Source organism: Psychrobacter sp. AOP7-C1-14 (assembly GCF_052376135.1).
Taxonomy (GTDB): Bacteria; Pseudomonadota; Gammaproteobacteria; order Pseudomonadales; family Moraxellaceae; genus Psychrobacter.
The window spans coordinates 75452-98042 of sequence record NZ_JBQSVH010000003.1 but is presented as its reverse complement, the minus strand read 5'-3'; the positions used below and the strand labels follow the sequence as shown (position 1 = coordinate 98042).

The window sequence follows — 22591 nt, the reverse complement described above, 5'->3', positions numbered from 1 at the left end:
AGCTGAGTGAAAGTGCTACAAATAGTGGATTAAGCGAGACTGATACCGTATCTAATTTATAGAGGGTTGACTATAGTTACCATGCCAATAGACAGCCACGTTATAATGACAAAATGTTAGCATGTCTATTTCAAACCTGTTTTCAATGCCGCTGGATAACGTTATGCCTGATATGTCTGCTCATGAACCGACCAATATTATTTATACGGGCGTTGCTGGTACAGGTAAAACCTATAGATTGCTGCAAATTGCGAAGCAATATACCGACTATCTACCCAAGACTGAAAATGAAGACTTATTAGAGCAGCTACTACAAGGTCTAAGCTGGCGCGAAGTATTATGTTTGGTATTCTTAGATCTACGTGCTGAACAACAGGATTTGTTAAAGGTTCGAGAAATTATTGATCATCCTTTTTTTATGACGAAAGCTGCTCAGAACTCACGTGATAAAAATTTGGACAGTACAGCTTGGTTAGAGTTACGTAGACATAGTCCTACGAACTCTCAAACAGTCAGTTTTGATAATCGCGCTAGCCAAGCTTATTTTGATAAAGACAATAGTGGATCGTGGTATTTACTGCCTGAGAGTATGGAGTTATTACAAGACTTATCGCAGCAATTAGTAGAGTTTCAGCAGGCACAGCGTGACAACCAAATCCATCAAAATCAAAATATTGCTCAGCAGCGTTTTAGTATGGTGAGCTTCCATCAAGCCTATGGTTATGAAGAGTTTGTAGAAGGTATACGACCTGTCATGAGTGGCGCCGCTCAAGCAAATAATAGCTCCCCTAATCAAACTCAAATGAGTTACGCGGTGCAAGATGGAGCATTTCTAAGACTATGTCAACGCGCAGCTCGTGACCCTCAGCAGCGTTATGCAATGCTGATTGATGAGATTAACCGTGCTAACGTATCACGAGTGTTTGGCGAGCTTCTTAGCTTGATAGAGCCTGATAAACGAGCGGGCAAGCCGAATGCGATGACAGTGAGTTTGGCGTATTCTGGGCGTGCTTTTAGTGTTCCTGCCAATATGGATATTTATGCCACTATGAATACCCAAGATCATTCTTTAGCGCCACTTGATATGGCATTACGCCGACGTTTTCGCTTTGTGGATTGTCCACCGCAGCCTGACTTACTATCAACAATTCGAGCCAGCAATGACACCGACACTGGACTGTCTGAAGACTTAGAAGCAGCTATGATAGATTTGAGTAAATTACTAACAGGCTTGAATAGGCGTATCGTGCAGACATTGGGAGTAGAGGCGCAGTTAGGCCATTCGTTTTTATTTGCAGTCACTCAGTTAGAGCAGTTACAAACGGCTCTCGTTGAACAAATTATTCCTCAATTGGCTCAAGCAGCTGGTGGTCAAATGACTGTGCTGCAGTATATCTTTAGGGATGAGCAGCAACCAACGAGCAAGCAGTTCGTACAAGACGGTCAAGCATGGATGAGTGACGACTTGTATAATCCGATGAGCCACCAAAACAACGCTTCTTCTGAACACCAAATGTTTGCAGGGCAGGGAGCTTTTCTTAGTCAGTCTATGAGTATGAATAGTTACACTATCAATGCTGATTTGATTGCTAAAGATGGTGAGTTTAGTAATGCTGCTATCTATCAGCGTTTGTACTAGCAGGGTGGCTGTTCAGTGATAACGAATAATCCATATTACGCCAAAAAACACGCTATTAGGGCAGTTAGTCGTCAGACTCGTATCCCTAATAACAATGTGGCCACCACGAACGTTGTCACTGTTTTTGAGCATCAACGTCTGACCGTGCAGGATTTTTTGCAAGCATCTGATTTCGATTGGCTAATAGCGCAAGAGTTTGCAGTATTTACTATCAAGCGTAAGCAAGGAATATGGCAGCTTAAAGTTGGGCATTATATCGGGATTATTCTACTACCCAGTGGTATGACGCTTGAGATATTGCCAAAGCTAAACCAGTCTACTCAGACCAGCGATATTGTCCAGACCCGTCACTGGGTACAAGGTATGCTATCGGACTTAATACACCTTGATACGAGCAACAATCGTAAACTACCCAATACGAAAAATTTTGGTCAGTTTAGTTCTCAGTCCAATCTTTTACCATTAAAAGTATTGCCTATATCAGACTGGCTGATTGAGCAGTTTTTGCAGCGTTTGATTGATTATCAACCAACCAAGCATTATCAGGCTCAGATTGAAAATCAGGCATCATTGCAAGGTCGACTGCTCATCAAAGAACAACTGCGTCACAATAGTATGCAACCGCATAAGTTCATCTGTGAAAGTAGTGTATTGAGTCACGACATATTGGCCAATCGGTTGATTAAAAGTGCATTGGTTTACTTGATGCCTTTATTGCCCCAGCTTGTTTCTTCAAAACTGTTGCAGCCGTGGCAGCAGGTGTCTACGCTAAACAACCGTGAAATGCAGCAGATAGCAGTAATATATGCTCAAGAAAAGCGTCAGCTAGACGTTCAACCACTTCAAAAGCAAGAACTGCATGCCGCGCAGCAGTTAGTAGACCTAGCATATTGGCTATTGAAACAGACGACGGCTGCGACAGGCAACGGTATCGATCCAGGTAGACAAAATAGCTCTCAGCTAAGATTGTGTTTGTTGATTGATATGAATCAAGCTTTTGAACAATGGGCAAGTCAGCGTATCGCGTCAATGTTTCAGCAGATTAGTAGCAACTATCGTCCTTTGTATCAAACCAAAAGTGTCTGGCTAAACGATGCTGAGGGGTTGGCGTGCTTATCTATACGGCCTGACTTACTGATATTCAAAACTGTATCTGATGACTGTCAAAACCAGAGTAATACAGCAGCGAGTCAAATTACAGCTCAAGACAAGACCAGAGGACGCTACAGTCACGTCATCGATATTAAATGGAAATATTTACCGCATGCCGCTGCAATTAGTGCGAGCGACGCTTATCAATTGACCTGCTATGCACAAGCTTACCTAGCAGGACAGGTCTGGTTGGTTTATCCAGTGCTAGGAGGTGATAGGCAGCCAGTGGCACTCAAGCAACAAATTCACTGTGGCAGTGGTGATAATAAGAGTAACAGTAGCGATAATATTAAAAGCGGTGAATCAGCTGATGCTCATTTATGGTTAATACCGTTTGATGTTCTGACGGGTACACTCAACGGTGACGTGTTGCCACATCTGGATAAAATATAATACGATTATCAATGACAGCTTGAATGACTGATAAATAAAGGGTCTTACTACCGCTATTTTGGCAAAATTGACGTAATTTTAAAAAAAATTGCGATTATTTTAAATTAATTGAAAATAGGTGTTGACACAATCGCCTTTACCCCTTAATATGTGCACCTCGATAGCGAGGAACATTAACAAGTTAGCGGCATCGCCAACAACGAGTTAATCAACAAACTATCGTGATAATAGAAAATTTCGGAGTGTGGCGCAGTTTGGTAGCGCATCTGGTTTGGGACCAGAGGGTCGTAGGTTCGAATCCTATCACTCCGACCATCTATTTCAAGAGCCTTACAGGCTTTTTTTTATGTATAACGATTTAGTTTTTGATATAGTAAAATATATCGTAAATTAAGTTTAGTATATAAAAGTCCTCTAAGAGCGCCTGTAGCTCAGCTGGATAGAGCATCTCCCTTCTAAGGAGGTGGTCGCAGGTTCGAATCCTGCCAGGCGCACCACTTAGCCTGCGAATCTTGCCTCTTCTTTGGCAATAATTATGGCGGTTGTAGCTCAGTTGGTAGAGCCCCGGGTTGTGATCTCGGTTGTCGTGGGTTCGAGTCCCATCAGTCGCCCCATATTTTGTTTTATCTACATGTAAATCCTACTTTTATATAAAAATATAAATAATAGCACTCGCCCTTGATGGCGATTTTTTTGTGTCTATTTGATTTTAACTCTCTATTACTCCTATAAGAGTAAACATATCAAATTTAATAGTACTTTCAATACTAGATAAACTCCTACCCTTTTATTAAAATTTTATACAGACTTTCCTTAAGGTTTAGTATGACCGTGTCTACTTTATCACTATTTAGTAATGCTAATAAGTAATTAGACATGAAATTCTAAATCGTGCATCATATTTAAGTATTATTGCGCCATTGTATTGACTAGCAAATATCTATTGGAGTGAGCACTGGCATATGGCAAACCGACAGAGCATGATGTCGGGAACGTTATTACCTTTTTAGAATAAACCGTTATTAATCTGTATTGTTGAGGAATTGATTGATGGACGCACTAAGTGTATTGCTGCAAAACGTACATTTATTTGAAACTAAGTATTATCGTCTAAATGGTACTGGCAATTGGTCTTATTCTATCACTAGAAAAGACACTATTTTATTCTACTTAGTAATGTCTGGCGGGTTTTGCATCGATGTTGGAAATGGTCTACGAGAAGCTCACGCTGGTGACATGATCATGATTCCGAATGCGCACAAACACGTAAGCTACGCACTCAACTACCATGGTGAAGTTGCCGAACCGCTCGATAATCTACTAAGCAATTGCAAAGATGGTACGCTTGATATCAATGGTGATGGAGATCCCAATTCATCTTTGATACTGATTGAATGCAAATACGACAAAGAGATGATTAATCCTTTACTGTCGGTGCTGCCATCGATATTACCTGAGCTTAATGATGCCGCTGATGGTCGGTTTGAAGTGATTGATGTAGAGATTAAGCTGCTAACCCTAGAGTCTGAGCGTGAGCGTATGGGAAAAACGGCTGTGATCAACCATTGGGCAAGTATTATGATGATTGAGTGTTTGCGCGTATATATTGAAAGCTTGCCTGAAGCCACAGAAAACTGGCTCAAAGCTATGAAGGATCCGTTTTTGACTAAGGCGCTAGCCGCGATGCATGGGGCACCGAGTGAAAGCTGGAGCATTCATCAGCTTGCCGAAGTAGCAGGAATGTCGCGCTCCAGCTTTGCGCAGCGTTTCAAAGATACTGTCGGTATGCCACCACTGACTTATCTGATTGATTACCGCTTACGATTGGCCGCTCGCTATTTACGCTTACAGCAAAACAGTATTAGCCGTATCAGCGAGATGGTGGGTTATGCTTCAGATTCGACCTTTAGTCAGGCGTTCAAACGTGTATATGGTGTCTCGCCAAAAGCATATCGTCAGCAGTATCGACAGAACAACCTTGCATAGCTCTAGTGGCTGTTTATTCAAGTTATCTAAGTAGAATCTCGATTAGAAGCGCTAAGGTCATTTATATGTCCTTGGCGCTTTTTTTTAACTTGTGAATACATATCATTTATAAATGTTGAATCACTTATAGATACAAGACCTCTGGTAACTTGCTATGGCTATTTTAGTTAAGGGCAGCTGACAATGAGTCTGTGTTCAGGTACTATGGGTTGATGAGTCGTCGAGACAGAAACGTTGATTTTATAACGCATTATATGTCCTTATACGATGTGCATATATAAGGATCGAGACGATGTTTATTTTCGCTGCTGATGGTATGTTATGACTGAACCGACCGCAAAGCTAAATGTAGGAAGCAAGGGCCAACAAGAGACTACTACAACTGCTAAAACAGAAAGTAATGTTGATCGAAACACTGCTATAGAGAACCTGAATGTTGACAAAGACATGCCAAAAAATGACACGGTAGAGACACTTGATAAAGCGGCACTATTAAAGATGTTTACCTTGTCAGATGCCGACGAGGCAACAACTGAATTAGTAACGTCTGAAACATCCGATAGGCTTGCTGTAGCTGCAAAACCTGCTGCTCAAGAAACCGATGTCGCTACGCAGCGTATTACGCTTTATAATACTCAGCATGAGCGTACTCGACTGTTATATATGGCATCTGCCAATACGCGTCCTACTTATTTAGTACAGACCTTGAAGCCGCAATTTGCAGAATATCAGCAATATTTACTGGCGCAGCAGCTTGATAAACGTGGGCTGATGGATACAGATAAGCTCGAAAGACTCTGGCAACAGCTACATGTGGTTGATGACATCATTGCAGATATCGTGCGTCATATGCCTGCACAGCAGCCCGCTGGGTGGCAACTGACGACTCAAGATGGTCGCAACCCATTGTGCTTTGCTACGGTTGGTAAGTTAAAGCACGGCAAGCCGATTCGCGACCAAGGCAGCCTCAACAGTTATGTACTTGGACACTTTGGTGTGAGTAGTTTTACTTACGATCGAGGCTATTATATCGGTCATGTGGTTGGTTATTTATTCAGTTGTTATTATTGTGCCCATCTGTCGATCACTTATGGCGTTACAGCCCTTGGACAGCAAGTCATCGCTGATTATAATTATGCCAGTCTTGAGACGCCGCATATGGTCAGACTATTACAAGGTTTAGACGGTTATTGCAAAAAACGTATTTATCAGTTGGCTGTCATCTGTGCACGCTTGAGCGTTTTTGCAAGCGATAAACGCATTGAAAGAATGCTGATCGCTGAGGTTAATGATTTTGATAAAAAACTACAGCAGCAGCATTTGGATGTTTTGTTACTACAAGGTTTGATGCCTGATAGTAATGATTCAACACCATTGTTTTGAAATCAATCTATTAAGCTCATAGATTGCTGTTAAATCATAAATCATAAATCATAAATTATAACTGTCTACCTGTAAGCCCCTTAGGATATCTGCTGCCATGCCTGCCTATCATTTTAAAGCACTTGATGACCACGGTGTTGTTCAAAAAGGCTTGCTAGAAGGAGATTCTGCAAGGCAAATTCGCCAGCAGCTGCGTGATAAGCAATGGACACCAGTTGAAGTCAACCCTGTCAACGACAAACAGAATCGAAGTAAAAGCCGCTATAAAAAACCGTCCGCATACGAGTTAGCATTGCTAACACGTCAGTTATCTGTATTATTGGCAGCGGGTATCCCACTCGAAGAAACCTTAGCCGCGGTTGCTAAGCAATCACCAAAGACTCATATCAAATCCCTAATGCTTGCAGTGCGCTCACATGTCTTAGAAGGGCTGAGTTTAGCGCGTGCTCTACAACAAGCTACTAGCTTTCCGCCGTTATATATCGCTACGATCGCCGCAGGCGAAAAATCTGGTCATCTTGATCTTATCCTCAATCAGCTAGCAGACTACACCGAAAACCGTTTTGCCCTCCAAAAGAAAATCCAAGGGGCAATGGTCTATCCGATTGTCCTAATGGTTATGGCAGTTGCGGTAATTATGGGACTAATGAGTTTCGTTGTGCCCAAAATTGTCAAAGTTTTTGAGCAGTCTGAGCAAGCGCTACCTCTCATTACCCAAGTCGTTCTCACGCTATCGAATATTATTACTCAGTGGTGGTGGTTGATACTATTGGTATTGGCAAGTACCGCATTTTTATTCTACCGTTTTGCCCAAACACAGGCAGGCAAATTATCAATTGATAGTGTGGTGCTTAGATTGCCTATACTAGCCAGATTGTCCAAAGGACTGAATGCCGCACGATTTGCTAGTACCCTTGCGATATTAGTACGTTCGGGAGTACCGTTAATTGAGGCATTACATATCGGTGCCGCGGTCACGACCAATTTACATATTCAAAAAACCATTATCACTGCTGCTGACAGGGTGACAGAAGGCTCTAGCTTATCTAGTCAACTAGAGAAATCTACTTATTTTCCGCCGATGATGGTACAGATGATAAAAAGTGGAGAAAACTCAGGCGAGCTTGAAGATATGCTTAGCCGTGCCGCCAATATGCAGGAGGCAGAAGCAACCAATTTTATCAGTACCTTATTATCACTACTTGAGCCTCTAATGCTGGTACTAATGGGCGTAGTAGTCATGATTATTGTGATGGCGGTTATGCTACCCATCGTCAATATGAATGATTTGGCAGGCTAGGTTCATGCGCTAGCCAGTGAACTATCATATTCTTTACTTATAGCTAACTTTCAATCTCCAAAATCTCTATCTAACTATTTTTTATTCTATTCTGATCACTTAACTTGCTTACTAAACCTTGGATTAGCTTTCTTAAGGTTTGCTTACTGTTGTATATTGTTGACCAGACGATATTTTTACTATGGTGAATAAGCGCCCCGCGCTATAGTAAGCGCGAGTTAATAATCGCGCATTTGGGTCAGCCAACATTTAGCTTTAGTCAAAATAGTAAACCCAAACTCAAACTGAGCGCAGCGCTGGATAAAAATAAAACCATGGTTTATAGTGACGATAGTTTTAGAGCTCATTGATGAGAGCCACGATAGAACGCCACTTTTACTGTTTACATAACTGCAATGACCAAAGCGATGATTATGACTAATAAATTCCAAGTAAATATGACGCCAAAAAGTGCTATTCAGGATACGCAATCCCATTCAAATATTGCACATAACCACAAGATAGCTGCTTCAGCCATGCACTGCAGTGCAGCGAGAAAATCTGGTCAAGCAGGGTTCACTCTTATCGAGATTATGGTTGTTATCGTTATCCTAGCCATTCTTGCCGGCTTGGTGGTACCAAAAGTAGTCGGTCAAAGTGATAGGGCTCGTGTTAAAACAACTGAGACTGCGCTTGCTACTGTCTCAAACGCGCTAGATATGTATAAGGTTGATAATTCGCGCTATCCGACAACTGCTCAAGGTTTAGAAGCGCTTACGACACCGCCTGCTGATGCAAAAAATTATCCTGAAGGTGGATATATCAAAGGTGGCTATCCAACCGATGGCTGGGAAAATGAGATGCAGTATGTTGCACCAGGTAGTGAAGGGCGACCTTATGATTTGTTTTCGTTGGGTGCTGATGAGCAACAAGGTGGCGAAGGGCAAGATACGGATCTTTATGCTCAGCTATAAAGCGTAATACTATGCGTATATAGAACAAACTCTGATACTGATATAGCTTTGTAGAATGAAACATTCATTCATCTATGCGCTTTCAATAATCTATAAATATCAACCAATACCTCCCTATTGGTTGATATTTTTTATCAGTAGAAAAACTGCCTACTGTCCAATACAAGTTTGATAGTCAGTGCTATAAATATATCTATATGTTCAGCAAAACAGTCATCGCAAACTGCAATTAAAGGTAATCATCTATGTCGATTCAAAAGCCTAATAAATACTTCTCTAAAAATCTTTATAAATTGGTTCTAATCGTCACAAGTACTTCATTAGTAACGGCCTTGTCAATGACGTCGATCAATGCACAAGCAGCAGGGCTAAACGACTTGTTTAAAAGTAGTTCCTCAGCAAAATCAAAATTCCTACCAGTGGATGAAGCCTTTCAGGTGGTTAGTAATACCAAAGCGACTTCCAAAGGTACACGGTTGTCAATCAGCTTTGAGATTACGCCAGGGCATTATGTCTATAAAGATAAGCTTACGTTGAGCTTCCCTAAAGGGATAAGCGCCACGCCGTTCACTTTTAATCAAGCGCCAGTATCAGTCGATGATCCGACCTTTGGTCAAGTTCCCGTATTCACGCAAAGGAGTGTCATTGTAACCACGACGTTGACGACGAGTAATGGTAAGGGAGCCAAAAACGCACCTATTATTATTGGTTGGCAAGGGTGTGCAACTGCTGGACTATGCTATCCACCAGAAAAAGTTAAAACCAAGATAGATATTGCAGCGACACGTAGATAAATATCGAGCAGATTGATCCATATATCGGTAATAATAGGTAGCCATTCATGTCCATCAAGACATCACGAAAGTCCTCATCATCTAGCGTATCTACTCATTCAAAAAAATCCCGTATCTTAGCCCTTGCTATCGCTAGTGGTTCATTGCTGACAGGTTTATCAGCGACATCAACGGTACAAGCAGCAGGGTTAGGTGCCCTTTTCGGTAGTAGTGAAAGCTCATCAAAGTCAAAGTTTTTGCCAGTAGATCAAGCGTTTCAGGTGAGTACGAATAGCACCCCTGTCCAATCTGGTACGCGGTTGGCTATTAACTTCGATATCACTCCTGAGCATTATGTCTATAAAAAGCAAATCAAGCTTACGCTACCCGCTGGCGTGACGGCTGCACCTTTTACTTTTAGCCAGACACCTTATTCAATAGATGATCCAACCTTCGGTCAGGTGTTGGTATTTGACCAAGCAAATATGGTCGCTACCACCACACTGACGAACAACAGTGGTAAGAATATAGAAGACGCTGCTATCGTTGTCGGTTGGCAGGGTTGTGCAAAGGCAGGACTGTGCTATCCGCCTGAAAAGATTAATACGACTGTCAGTATTGAAGCCGCCTCGGCACAGGCAACGGTAAATAGCGATAGTACTGCGAGTACAACTAATTCATCTGCAAATGCTACCGAGACACCAGAAGAGCCAAGTACAGCAGTTCTTGATAACGCTGTACCTGATGATGCGCAAGCACTGACAGAAGATGGCGCTATTGATTACGATTTAATAGATGAAAGCGCTGTAGAGTATGATTCTTTAGACAGTAGTGCGGCGATGAGTACGATTTCTGCAGCAGACAGCAACGTATCAGGTGAAATGACTAACGGCGCAAGTGTCTCAGGAAATAGCTTTGTCGACGGCGATCCTTTTGGTTTGGCCTCTCATCCATGGCTAGCATTAGCTTTATTGTTTTTAGCAGGCTTAGGCTTAGCTTTGACGCCGTGTGTTCTACCGATGCTGCCTATTGTGGCGAATATTGTCGCCCGTGAAAAAAACCCAACGGTCAAACGTGGTGTCGTCTTGACCACCAGTTACGCGATCGGGGTCGCGACTGCTTATGGTATTTTGGGCGCTGTCATTGCAGTCTTTGGTGAATCTTTAGGTATTATTGGTTGGCTACAGAACCCTGTTATTCTCATTAGCTTTGCCATTGTATTTGTACTGCTTGCGCTATACATGCTGGGTCTTTTCAGTGTGCGATTGCCGCAAGCAATTAATCAAAAAATGCAAGGATTAAGTCAAGCAGGCGACAGTAAGCTTGGTAGTACAGGCGGCAGTTTGATCGCTGGGTTTTTATCAGCGTTAGTCGTGTCGCCTTGCGTTTCCGCACCATTGTTTGGGGCATTATTAGCGGTTTCTACCATTGGTAGCCCTTTGCTCGGCTTTGCCGCTTTATTTATGCTTGGCTTTGGTTTGTCAGTGCCACTTATTTTGATTGGTGCTACCCAAGGTAAGATTATGCCAAAAGCGGGCGAGTGGATGAATTGGGTTAAACAAGGTTTTGCTTTATTACTATTTGCTGTAGCCTTGTTATTGATTGAACGTGTCTTTATATCGCCAGTTATGCTTATGGTATGGGCGTTATGGTTTATGGTTGTGGCAACATGGGCGTGGAGTTGGCTGGGTAAAGGTCGTATGCTGACCCAAGCATTGAGCCTTATCGCTGGTATTTGGGCAGCCTGTTTAATCGTTGGCGCTGCACTGGGCAATGACGATAGCTTGCATCCATTAGCGTCATTGGGTGCAGCACCGATGATGGTACAGTCAACATCTGGTCAACCAGTAAATAATGGTAGCACCACGGATAAGACGATCACTACGTTGGTTGAGTTAGATGCCATTGTGACAGCCAATCCAAATGTGATTGTCGATCTGACAGCAGAGTGGTGTATTGAGTGCCGCATTATGGATAAGAACTTGTTTCATAATCGTCCAGCTCAAATGCAAGATTGGCAACTAGTGAGGCTTGATATCACAGAGACAACCGAAGACTCAAAAGCCATTTTGTCACGTTATAAACTGTTCGGACCACCCGCGCTGCTATACTATCAAGAAGGTCAGCTGATACAGCAACAAGTTGGTGAAATAGGTCGCGTAGAGTTTGAGCAGACATTGGATGCGCTGAATGATTAATGTTTAACAACTAATGCTTAAAAAGCCAGTATGATTTATTGAAAATTCTTAAGAGTGTTAACAAGGCCAGTATACTAAGACAGAGTATGCTGGCTTTTTTAATGTCATTAAATTCATACGATAGAATATTTACTAAGTACTTGTTATACAGGTGATTATATAGATAGGTGCTTATTTTAACTATCGATAAAGCTAGTATCATGCTTATATTTTCATTACAATAAAGAAACAATGCAGCAGGGGCAATCATTTTCGCTTTTTCTGCTCCTAATATCTGCGATTAACTGACATACTTAGTTAATTCTATTTTAGCGATAACGCTAATGGCTATATTAATTACCTCATATACTCTGCTAGCACTATGCTAGTTAGATAAAGGACACTTATGTTTGCCCATACTATTACTCAGCGTCACCAACAACCGTCTTACCAGAATGCAAATATGCCTCTTCGTATTGCAGTTGCTCTTGCGTTGGGTTGTACCGCGATACAAGTACAAGCTGCTGATGACTCTCAAACATACAACGAACTGCCAGCACCCGAAGCTGCGTTTGAATATGAGGATCTTGATCTATCACAGGATCTCGATAACAATGCGATATCTTCTAATGTGAGCACACAAAGTGACAATATAATCAGCAAAGAATTTATTGCTAAGCAAGCCGAACTATTTTCTGAATGTACTCAAGTACAATCTAGTGCGGCCCGTTTGGCCTGTTTTGACAAGGTAGCTGAGCAAGGTAAAACGCCAAGTTATACTACAACCAAACAACCTGTTGATTTGGCAAAGACGTTTCAAAGCACGATCTCAGGTAACCCAAAGGTGGTCTTGGCTGAGTCTCAAACGGCGATGAGTGGTACAACAGTTGAAAATGCAGACACCATCTTAATGACCAATCAGCAGTCCGCAGTCAGCAAACTACAAGAAAGTGATAGCGTAGAAGTAAATACTGAAATAAAGACTGACGCACAGATTTTAGAAAATGTCGGTGTTACTCAAACAGACATCGAAAAATTCTCACCACTCAGCTTATCTTATGACTTAGATCAAAACAGTGAGCGTGGTACTTGGACAGTAAGGCCATATCGACCAACATATTTATTGCCGTTATTCTATACCTTAGATCCCAACTTAAATCCAAGTACACCATCACAAGAAGCAGAGCCTTTTGATTCTAATGACATACGAGAAACTGAGCTAAAGTTCCAGTTATCTCTAAAAACAAAGGTTGCAGAAGACTTATTCGATACCAGTGCTGATTTATGGTTTGGTTATACCCAAGAATCACATTGGCAAGTCTATAACGAAGATAATTCACGTCCGTTCCGTGCTACCGATTATCAACCTGAAATATTCCTAACTCAACCTGTGACAGCAGATCTGCCTTTTGGTGGACGTTTGCGTATGTTGGGCGCAGGTGCTGTCCATCATTCGAATGGACAAGATGATCCGTTATCACGTTCATGGAACCGAGCTTATCTGATGGCGGGGGCAGAATGGGGTAAGCTCTCAGTTATACCGCGCCTATGGACTCGAGTAAATAACGAAAGTAGTAGCGATGATGACAACCCAGATATCGAAGATTACATGGGCTATGGTGATATCAAATTTTTATATGACTTATCAGATCAGCAAAGTATTAGTGGTACGTTGCGTTATAACCCAAGTACCAATAAAGGTGCGGCGCAAATCGACTATATCTATCCTATATCAGAGAACGTTAATGGTATGGTGCAGCTATTCCAAGGATATGGTGAATCGATTATTGATTACAATCATGAAAACACCTCTATCGGCTTTGGTATCGTACTCAATGATTGGAAAGGGATTTAATTTGAGAAAGGCATTAATATAGGTGAAATTTATTAAAAGTTATGACAAATAATAATTTATGCGCCGTTTAGCGCCTTATCAAACTGGACTATGGTTGGCAGAGTATATAGATATGCGCTGCCAACTATGCCGTATTTATCATAGTACACCACAATCTAAACTACTGCAGCATCAAGCGCCGTCTAGCCTACAGGGTATAACGGGTACGCCGCCCACACGGACAGCCTTAAAGAAACACTCTTTTCTGACTGATATCATCCATCAAGCGAATAGCTATTTGAGCAGTGGTTTATTTTGTGCTCACTGTCACAACGATATTACTTGGTTACCAAGACCTTTTGAAGTTGATATCGCTTCTAGCGTATCTCTATCTATTCAAGCCTCTACTTACTACGAGTATCCAATACGTCAAGCTATCCGAGCATTTAAGCACCAAGAGGATATGACAAAATTGCCGTTATTATTACATGCCATACGTCAATTACCGCGTCCACACGGTTGTCATCGCAATAACAGCGTGATTGTTGCTATGCCAACGACAAATCAACGATTGGTCAAACGAGGGTTCGAGCCTGTTAGTATCTTATCTGCCCAACTATCTAAACATTGGCAAATCCCCTTATGGCAAGGTGTTAAGCGTATTGATGATACAGTGAGTCAGCAAGGACTGACTCGTGCTGAGCGACTTAGTAACTTAAATAATGCCTTTGCACTAATCAAAAAACCTCCTGTAAAACGCTTACTACTATTTGATGACGTATCTACCACAGGTGCGAGCTTACAAGCTGTAGCGCGAGCGTTCATTTCACCTACAGCAGTAAAATCAACAACTGATAGCAGCCATAATAGTTATCAAATTTCTGCTTATGTATTAGCGCATGGCAGCAAATCCTAAATCCAATATATCTGTGTCAACAATATCCAATTATTGCTAATATATTTTCCTAACGCTATCTTGTTATAGATATGTATACTAATTTGTTATTCTGAGCTGGATGTCGAAATCATTTTTTAGGAAATTAGTTTATAAATCAGGTGCATTAGATACTGTCTGTAGGTTTTACTAGCTAATGTTAGCTAGATATCCTGGAATGAAAATTGCATATCACTAGAGAAATATATGTAGAAAGTTATATTAGTCAGATAGAAGCATAAGATAATCATAATCAATACGTCATAAGTAAAAGACAGATAATTGTAGTTTTAAATAGGAACACGATGTGAATGCATCTTTGAACACTCTATTACCTAAGCTGAGGAACGTCAGTTCAGGTTTTACCTTGATTGAATTGATGGTAACCATTGCTGTGCTCGCCATTATTGCAGGTATTGCAGTGCCTAATATTAGTACTCAGCTTGCAAACCAGCGGGTTAAATCGACGGCGGCTACGCTTGCTAATGCGTTAAAAGAAGCTAAAGTTGAGAGTGTTATTCGTCGTCAGCCAATGGAATTAAGTGTTGATACTGACACTCATACCTTGATTATAGAGAGTGATAACTCAGTTGAAATTGCAAGCTATGGCTATAGTGGTAACAGCAATATAAAAACGGATGAATCGACGACAACAGTAATATTTAGACCAAGTAAGCGTGCTAATGAAATAACATATACTATTTGTGACGATAAAAATTCATCTACTGCAATACAAGTTTTTGTCAATGAAGTAGCTAGTATAAGTACTGCAATTGGAGGAACGTGTTAATGATTAGGTTGAATACTCAAAAGGGAGTCGGCTTAATTGAGGTGATGGTAGCCTTGTTATTATTAGCTGTTGCTGTTTTAGGCTTTAGCGCTTTGCAAATAAATGCGTTAAGTGCTACAGACGAAAGCCTAGTACGTAGTCGTGCTATGAGTATGTCAAAACAGCTATCAGAAAACATGCGATTGAACACTTTAGCTACTGATGACTTTATGACAGAGTTAAACACTTTGAATCAAGGTACAAACAATATCACCGAGTATTGTGCAAAAGTGGCAGAAGCAAGCAGCGGTTTTGATCAAAATAGCTGCAAATCAGATGCTTGTGGTCCGGAAGAAATAGCAGCATTGAACACATGGCAAGCAGCCAACTTAGGCTGTGAGCAAGACATCATGCTAAATATGACAGCTTGCCCAGATATGGCTGATATAAACGCTAGACAATGCATTATTACTTCGTGGGGAATGACAATACCTGTTTTAGACGACAATGAAGATAATGCTTGTGGAGATAGTAATGGTTCTTACAAAGCAGGGTCTCACTGTTTAATAGTGGAGGCCTATTAATGAGAATCTCAATGCTTCAGAATTATTCAAAACGCCAAATGGGATTTACATTAATAGAACTCATGGTATCGCTGTTTTTAGGTCTGCTTGTATCTGCTGCTGCAGTACAAGTCTATATGATCAATGCGAAAACAGCAGGCATACAAACAAGCGCCTCAGAATTAGTCGAAGATGCTGCCTTTAATTTACCTATAATAGAAAGAAAAGCCCGTCTTGCAAACTTGGGCTTAGCAGATGAAGTTGCAGCCGATCAGCCTGGTTCAGGCATTGTACTAACCAGTGCTGACAATGCGTTAGAAGATGAAGAAGGAAACAATGCATTAGATAATTTCCGTAATCCCAAAGACTTAGGTGGTGATCCAAAAACACCCAAAAACATTACTTTAAACGGCTCCCCTGTAAAAGTGTCCTTATTAACTCGTACTGGTGATCAAACGGTAAGTACGGAGAAAAATGAATGGTCTGGAGCGAGCAATATGAGCTCGAAAAGTAGCCAGCTGACCATACAGTACCGTGCGCCACAAGACATGTATGACTGTGAAGGTAAGTTGGCGCTAGGCCCAAGAAAGGTCACTATAGGTGGAGTAAAGGAAGTCATTGACGGCCAGATTATTGTAGAGCGTTTCTACCTAAAGGCACCTGACGCAGCAAAACCTACAGAGCTCTCTTTGTATTGTGATGCAGGAAAGTATATTACCGAAATAATGGATGATTATACTGAACAAAGCAGGCCAGATGAAAAGCTATCCAAATCTGTTGAATTTACTGCAAATAATTCAATTAGAGATTTTGGCGATGCTGGTCAAGAGGTCATGACTCATGTGGATTACTTCGATATATTGTTGTCGACTAGAAAGGGCAGTCAGCTACAGTATTATACGGTAAAAGATTACTTGGCTTTAGACCTAGATGATCAACCACCAGTTGTAGGTATAAAATACGGTTTGATTTTGCGTTCTGATAATGCAACGTTGAATGAAGAAGGCGCATCTGAATTTACCGTATTAGGCAAAAAACTTGATATGAATAGTAGTTTGAGTAAAAAATACTTGCGTACAGTAGTAGAGTCATATGTGACATTAAGAAATATTGTAGATGAATAAATAATACCTAATGTGTAAATCGCTCTCGCCTTGGTAATAATACTATGAATAAATATCCTAACCGTCAGTTATCGACTTCACAAGGTGGTGCTACATTAATCGTGGTTCTCATGTTTCTGCTATTAATTATCGTTGTAGGTGTCATTGCTGTACGGAATAGTATGACGTCGTTACGTCTTGCAACTAGCGAACAGGTTGACACTCTACTTTTGAATACTTCAGACACTGCGAATAAAAATGTTGAAAATATCATTAATGACCCAGATTACAATAGTGAAAAAGCTAATATCCTTGGATCGCTTGGATTTTTTGGTTATTTTTTGAATACTGGCGCTACTTCAAACCGTGGTGACCAAATTATTTTTTGTTATCGTCCACGTCAAAACTATTTTTTTAAAATGTCTGAAGCGACTGTCATAACTGCATCTGGACAAAGCAAGTTAATAGGTGGAGCAGATTTATCAGGAGGCTTTTGTCGGCCTAGTCAAGCTAGTGACTTTGTCAATGCCCGTCAAAACGTTATGACTCAGGTTTCAGTCACCAGACCTAATACACAGTCATTGCCTGTGACACCTTTTGGAAATGTGCCACTAGAGATGACTATCAATTCAGACGATGCAACTAGTAGCTCACCAAGCTTCCGAATACATTCCACGTCGTTTTTGCCAGCACTATCAAACGTATCAGATTCAGAGATTACTGAGTGTCTCAAAAAACCTAGCGAAAATGCTGCGTCATTTGTAGCTGGAGTTGATGAAGATGATGCTACTCAGAATACGTATTTTGGTGAGACCCGTAATCAATGCTTGGCTAAGATCGGTGTGCCCGCTAAGGTGCTGGTTAAAGAAGCAAAACTAGAGAATGATGTAAACTCAGAAAACTGTATAGATGAAGGTTATGGTGAAGGTGATGGAACAATTTCTCAAGATTGTCAGGATTTATTAGGCTTAACGCCGAATGGCAATATCGCTCAATCAGCAAAGTAACGTGGCCAATATCTATAATTCGCATATAGCAGGAACTAAATATGAAACTCATTCAATCGACCTTTGCCTCATCACCACAGTTTCGTCCTGCTGCTATCACGTTGGCAGTAAGTGCGCTTATGGTATCATCAGTAACAACCCACGCCGGTACCTCTTATGATAGCAGTGGCAATGCAAGCTATAACAAGCTTGGCGATCTGACTATATATCAACCTAGTAGCGAATCAAACAAGCCGACGCTGACTCTGATGCTGGATAAGTCAGGCAGTATGGGTGGGAGTGTAAGCTTTCAGGATGATGAGCAATATGAGAGGAGAACCGTATATGAGGCTTATACAAGAGTTTGTAATAGAAGTAGGGGATGCGACTATTATCAATATGATTACACTTACTACTACTATCCTAACCGTAGCAATATACCATCTGATAAGACGTATAGCGGATACACATATACACGGTATACAGCGCCAGAATTAGTAGGAGCGGATGGTCAAGTATGTATCATGAGTGATAGCTCTAACGATGTATATTCTGACATATATAATCCTATAGTTGAAAGTCCAAATGGTATTCGCTTAGAGTATTGTCTAAAAGGCACGGAAAAAGTATATGACCGTATGTCAAAGCTGAAACTGGCGATGATAGAGTTACTTGAATTTGAGAGTATCAATGAAGATATTATCATGGGTGTAGGTGCTTTCGGTTATGGTAATAACAAACAGGGTCGGATCATAGTCCCAGCTAAACCTCTAGATGTCACTCAAAAATATAAAATTAGAGAATTCTTAAAAGGGTTGAGTCCCTCGGGCGGTACGCCGTTGGCCACAGCATTTACTGAAGCGGGCGCTTATATGCTTGGTAACAGTACGCTAGGAGGTTATAGCTATAACTCCTACAGTGGAATGATGGATACTTCTGATAATGATATTGTTAGTGGGAATGGTACTAATAAATCATATATTGCGCCAGAGACTCAGCAGTGCGGTGCAGAAGGTGTTTATCTGCTGACTGATGGTTTTCCTAGTAATATGGATAATGAGACGGCGCTAAAGAACATGATGGGTACCGCTTTAAATACCTCAGCACCATCTTGTCCCAGTTCAGGAGGGCTATTGGAGGGTGATAGCGAGGATAGCAGATGGGAGTGTATGGGCGAGTTTGCCAAACAGCTACGTACTAAACGAGATGTAACTACAGCGATGGTCGGTTTTGGCGAAGCTTTTAGTGCAGTTGATGATGAAGATAGTTATCAGGTTAAGAGTATCACACTCAATAAGTTTACAGACAGCGATGGTGCACCATATAATTATGAAAAAAAATTCTATGACTGCTCTGCAATATCTACGAGCAACCCCGATGCACGTAATGCTTGTAATATAGGTATGGAATCTGGCATTTACGATGGTGTCGGTGGCTATGGACAAGGCGGCTTTTATTTTGCTAAAGATACCAAGGACATTGTCGGCAGTGTGCTATCGGTCATCGAGGATCTAAAGGCAGACTTACCAAGTACTCCTGCAGGTACTATAACGGTACCTGCAGATCCGCTTAATAGTTTGGGCGTAAAGCCCTATGCTTATCTGCCAATGCTTGAGCCAAAGGTAGGCAGTGACGCAGCAATATGGTCAGGTAACCTGAAAAAGTACCATGTCAAGCAAGCTACGTTATTTGGACAAGATAATAGAAGATTATATATTGACGAAGATGGTGATGGTTTCCCTGATGACTTGAACCCAGACGCTCAAGATATTTGGAGCAAACAAAATGAGACTATTGTGAACGATGCTGGCGTCAGTATCAATGTAAACAATAGAATCGCTGCGGGTGGCTTTTATGCTCAATTAAAAACACCAAAAACCAGTGACAATACTACTCGAAATGTTTACGTCGAAAATACTGTAGGTAGCAAAAAACAACTCCTTAAAGTAGGCGTCACGAACGGTGTACTACAAGGGTTCGGTAACCTTGATGAGTCATACACTACTTTAAGTAAATTATACTTACTCAGCTTTCTAGGCTATGATGCCAAACCGACTCAGACTGAAGCAGATCGTATAAATGATACAGGCGACGTGCAGACAGCACTTCAGAATATCATTGCCAATCCACTAGGTGATGTAAAAGTGCTAGGCGGTGTTATTCACTCTAGACCGACGCTCATCTCTTATGGAGCCAATATCAACGCAAACGACAAAGACGCTGATGGCGATGGTGAAGTAGATGCCGATGCAGGCATGGTGGCGACCGATGAGAGTAGCCGAGATGACTATGTGATGTTTGGCTCTATGGAAGGCGCCTTGCACATTGCTTCTGCAGATAGTGGGCAAGAAAGCTTGGCATTCATTCCGAAAACTATCCTCAACGAGCAAATTGAAGCATTGCAACCTGAAGGGACTGTCGTCGATGCACCTGTGTTTGGTGTTGATGCACCGTGGTCAGTACAAGGTAGCTATAAGTATGACTTTAGCTCTGCCACATCTGAATCGTCTGGTAAAATCGTTGCTGACAAAGTTTATGCCTATGGTGGTCTGCGTCAAGGTGGTAAAGGATTGTATGGTCTAGATGTTAGCAACCTAGACAGTCCAAAAATGCTCTTTAGTCTCGCTGCAACTGGTGATTATCAAGCATTAGGTAAAGTGTGGAGTGAGCCAGTATCAGGTAAGATCAGAGTTGGCACAGGCATAAATAGTATCAAAGATGTGATTATATTTGGTGGTGGTTATGATGAGTGCTATGAAGACCCGACATTCCGTCTTGATGCGTCTGACAATGCATTTGTAGGTTGTAACAAAGAAATGGCTGATGGTAATGCTGTCTATATTACTGATGCCAAGACAGGTGATGTGATCTGGTCAATATCAGGTAGGGACTCAGGGGCATCTGGTAAACATATACAAGTGCCAGCAATGAAGCACAGTGTCGTAGGTAAGATTACGACCCTAGACCGTGACGATGACGGCATGATTGATCATTTATATTTTGGTGATTTAGGCGGCCAGTTATTTCGCGTAGATTTGCGTAATGGGCAGACTATTAGTGGTAGTGCAGGTATCAACAACTTTACTCGTCGTATCGTAAAAGTATTAGATGGTAATTCAGGTACACTGGTAGAGAAAGGGCTACAGCGCCGGTTCTATGGTCAGCCGTCTGTGAGTTTTTATAAAGATAACAGTGTCCTGTTTGCATTAGTAAATATTGCCTCTGGTGACAGAAGTAACCCCATATCACGGCTGCGTAATGATATGCCTAATGAGTCCGACCGACTATTTGGTATTATAGATCGTGACATCGCCAGCCCAGGACTATATGGCGAAGATGCAAGTGTCACGCTAGCGACTCAAAACCTTACTTCAGATGCGTTGACTGAACTACCCTTTAACCAAAATAATGCAAGTGCAACTAAATCAGGGGTAAAAGCAGCTATGCGTCCAAATGTCGCTACCTCACAAGGTTGGTATTACCCTCTAAACCAATTTGACGGCAATAATAAAGTCAAAAACGTCAAATCTATGGGTGATGGTATGGCTATTGGCGGGCATTATTATATGACTGCATATAGCCCAGAGATGAAATATGATGAAACCAGTGGTTGCGCTGCCCAGATTGTCGGTGGTTCAGAGCGTCAAATATACTGTCTACCTTATGGTATTTGTGAACAAAAGGACGCTACAAAAACGGATCATTCATTAAATGGTACTGCTGGGTTTGTACGCGCAGGTAAAGGTATTCAAGAGTTGGCATTTGGTGCCTTTAATCCAGAAAACCCGACAACACGCATCATGCTAGGCACTCAATCGTTCAGTGAGCTAGTCGACTCCAAAAACCGTATCAAATTTAATGATTCTTGGTCAACAGATCAGGCGTCAGGACTAGATACTAGTTGTCCTGGCGGTAGTTGTGCTGGCTCAAGCACGAATGCTGATAATGAAAATTCCAGTGGTTCAGGTGGTGGTAATGTAAATGTTATGGACTATCGATTATTTACGACTAGATGGTATGAGCAGCTATCGGAGTCCGTTAATGACTAGGTATAGTAACTGTGTGCAACCTTTCTTAAGTGGCATGTTAGCAGGCCGCTTAAGAAACCCAGCTAATCAAAAGGGGTTTACACTTATTGAGGTAATGATTGTTGTTGTCATTTTAGCCATTTTGGCCGCTATTGCAGTACCTAGCTATCGTCGTTACGTTATCGTCAATGCTGAACGTGACACCCAAGCTAAGATGCTACAATTGCAATTAGAATTAGAGCGCTGGCGTGCTAGTGCATTGACTTATAAGGGTTTTATTCCACAAATCGTAGATGATGATGGCGATACTGATTATAGCTATGCAGATACTAGTAATACGATCATCAATGTTCCCGCGGGTAGTGGCGATGATTATACTTATCGCATCACTCTGGTCGATGGGTCGACGACCGTTGCGCCTCAGAGCCTAGTGACTGCAACAGGTGTAGACAATGTCACAGGACGTACATGGAAAATGGTAGCAGTGCCCAATCCTACCCGTTACATCAAGAACGGAAATAAAATCCTCCTAACTAGCATGGGAGTTAGGTGTATGACTAAAGACAATCTCACTTTCAAATCAAAGGATTGTGGTAGCGATGCGCAGGTATGGTGATT

General features: G+C 41.6%; 16 protein-coding genes and 3 tRNA genes. All 19 read left to right on the top strand.

Translation table 11 applies throughout. The features are described 5' to 3' along the window. Positions 1–121: 121 nt before the first annotated feature. On the top strand, positions 122–1639 hold the full coding sequence (locus tag ACT3QN_RS04100; protein ID WP_444528999.1) for an McrB family protein: 1518 nt from the start codon (positions 122–124) through the stop codon (positions 1637–1639). Between the two features lie 15 nt (positions 1640–1654). After that, a complete protein-coding gene (locus tag ACT3QN_RS04095; RefSeq protein ID WP_444528998.1) occupies positions 1655–3184 on the top strand; it encodes an McrC family protein in 1530 nt (509 codons plus the stop codon). Between the two features lie 238 nt (positions 3185–3422). Next, a tRNA-Pro gene (locus ACT3QN_RS04090) sits at positions 3423–3499 on the top strand. A 105-nt stretch (positions 3500–3604) separates the two neighbouring features. Then, positions 3605–3681 (top strand) — tRNA-Arg (locus tag ACT3QN_RS04085). A gap of 41 nt (positions 3682–3722) precedes the next feature. Then, positions 3723–3798, top strand: a tRNA-His gene (locus tag ACT3QN_RS04080). Positions 3799–4234: 436 nt separating this feature from the next. After that, positions 4235–5170 (top strand): AraC family transcriptional regulator, encoded by a 936-nt coding sequence (locus tag ACT3QN_RS04075; protein ID WP_444528997.1) that lies wholly within the window; start codon positions 4235–4237, stop codon positions 5168–5170. Positions 5171–5491: 321 nt separating this feature from the next. Next, complete coding sequence (locus ACT3QN_RS04070; RefSeq protein WP_444528996.1) at positions 5492–6553, top strand: hypothetical protein; 1062 nt, start codon at positions 5492–5494, stop codon at positions 6551–6553. A 97-nt stretch (positions 6554–6650) separates the two neighbouring features. Then, complete coding sequence (gspF, locus tag ACT3QN_RS04065) at positions 6651–7853, top strand: type II secretion system inner membrane protein GspF (RefSeq protein WP_444528995.1); 1203 nt, start codon at positions 6651–6653, stop codon at positions 7851–7853. A gap of 515 nt (positions 7854–8368) precedes the next feature. Continuing rightward, complete coding sequence (gene gspG, locus ACT3QN_RS04060; protein WP_444529076.1) at positions 8369–8806, top strand: type II secretion system major pseudopilin GspG; 438 nt, start codon at positions 8369–8371, stop codon at positions 8804–8806. A 245-nt stretch (positions 8807–9051) separates the two neighbouring features. Beyond that, positions 9052–9600: a protein-disulfide reductase DsbD N-terminal domain-containing protein gene (locus tag ACT3QN_RS04055; RefSeq protein WP_444528994.1), complete on the top strand. Its 549-nt coding sequence runs from the start codon at positions 9052–9054 to the stop codon at positions 9598–9600. Between the two features lie 47 nt (positions 9601–9647). Further along, positions 9648–11777: a cytochrome c biogenesis protein CcdA gene (locus ACT3QN_RS04050; RefSeq protein WP_444528993.1), complete on the top strand. Its 2130-nt coding sequence runs from the start codon at positions 9648–9650 to the stop codon at positions 11775–11777. Between the two features lie 385 nt (positions 11778–12162). Then, positions 12163–13611, top strand: coding sequence for a phospholipase A (locus tag ACT3QN_RS04045; RefSeq protein ID WP_444528992.1), 1449 nt, complete (start codon positions 12163–12165; stop codon positions 13609–13611). Between the two features lie 58 nt (positions 13612–13669). Continuing rightward, positions 13670–14506, top strand: coding sequence for a ComF family protein (locus tag ACT3QN_RS04040; RefSeq protein ID WP_444528991.1), 837 nt, complete (start codon positions 13670–13672; stop codon positions 14504–14506). A gap of 325 nt (positions 14507–14831) precedes the next feature. Further along, a complete protein-coding gene (locus tag ACT3QN_RS04035; protein ID WP_444528990.1) occupies positions 14832–15314 on the top strand; it encodes a pilus assembly FimT family protein in 483 nt (160 codons plus the stop codon). After that, positions 15314–15877 (top strand): type IV pilus modification protein PilV, encoded by a 564-nt coding sequence (gene pilV / locus ACT3QN_RS04030; protein ID WP_444526629.1) that lies wholly within the window; start codon positions 15314–15316, stop codon positions 15875–15877. Before ACT3QN_RS04035 ends, pilV begins: the two co-directional genes overlap by 1 nt. Positions 15878–15888: 11 nt before the next feature. Beyond that, the gene (locus ACT3QN_RS04025) at positions 15889–16980 is read left to right on the top strand and encodes a PilW family protein (protein ID WP_444528989.1); all 1092 of its coding nucleotides are present in this window, start codon (positions 15889–15891) and stop codon (positions 16978–16980) included. A 44-nt stretch (positions 16981–17024) separates the two neighbouring features. Beyond that, positions 17025–17966 (top strand): pilus assembly PilX family protein, encoded by a 942-nt coding sequence (locus ACT3QN_RS04020; protein ID WP_444528988.1) that lies wholly within the window; start codon positions 17025–17027, stop codon positions 17964–17966. Between the two features lie 41 nt (positions 17967–18007). Continuing rightward, complete coding sequence (locus ACT3QN_RS04015) at positions 18008–21994, top strand: PilC/PilY family type IV pilus protein (protein WP_444528987.1); 3987 nt, start codon at positions 18008–18010, stop codon at positions 21992–21994. Next, positions 21987–22589 carry a type IV pilin protein gene (locus ACT3QN_RS04010; protein ID WP_444528986.1) on the top strand — a complete coding sequence of 201 codons (603 nt, stop codon included), beginning with the start codon at positions 21987–21989 and terminating at the stop codon, positions 22587–22589. The genes ACT3QN_RS04015 and ACT3QN_RS04010 overlap by 8 nt, the downstream gene beginning before the upstream one ends. Positions 22590–22591: the final 2 nt, after the last annotated feature.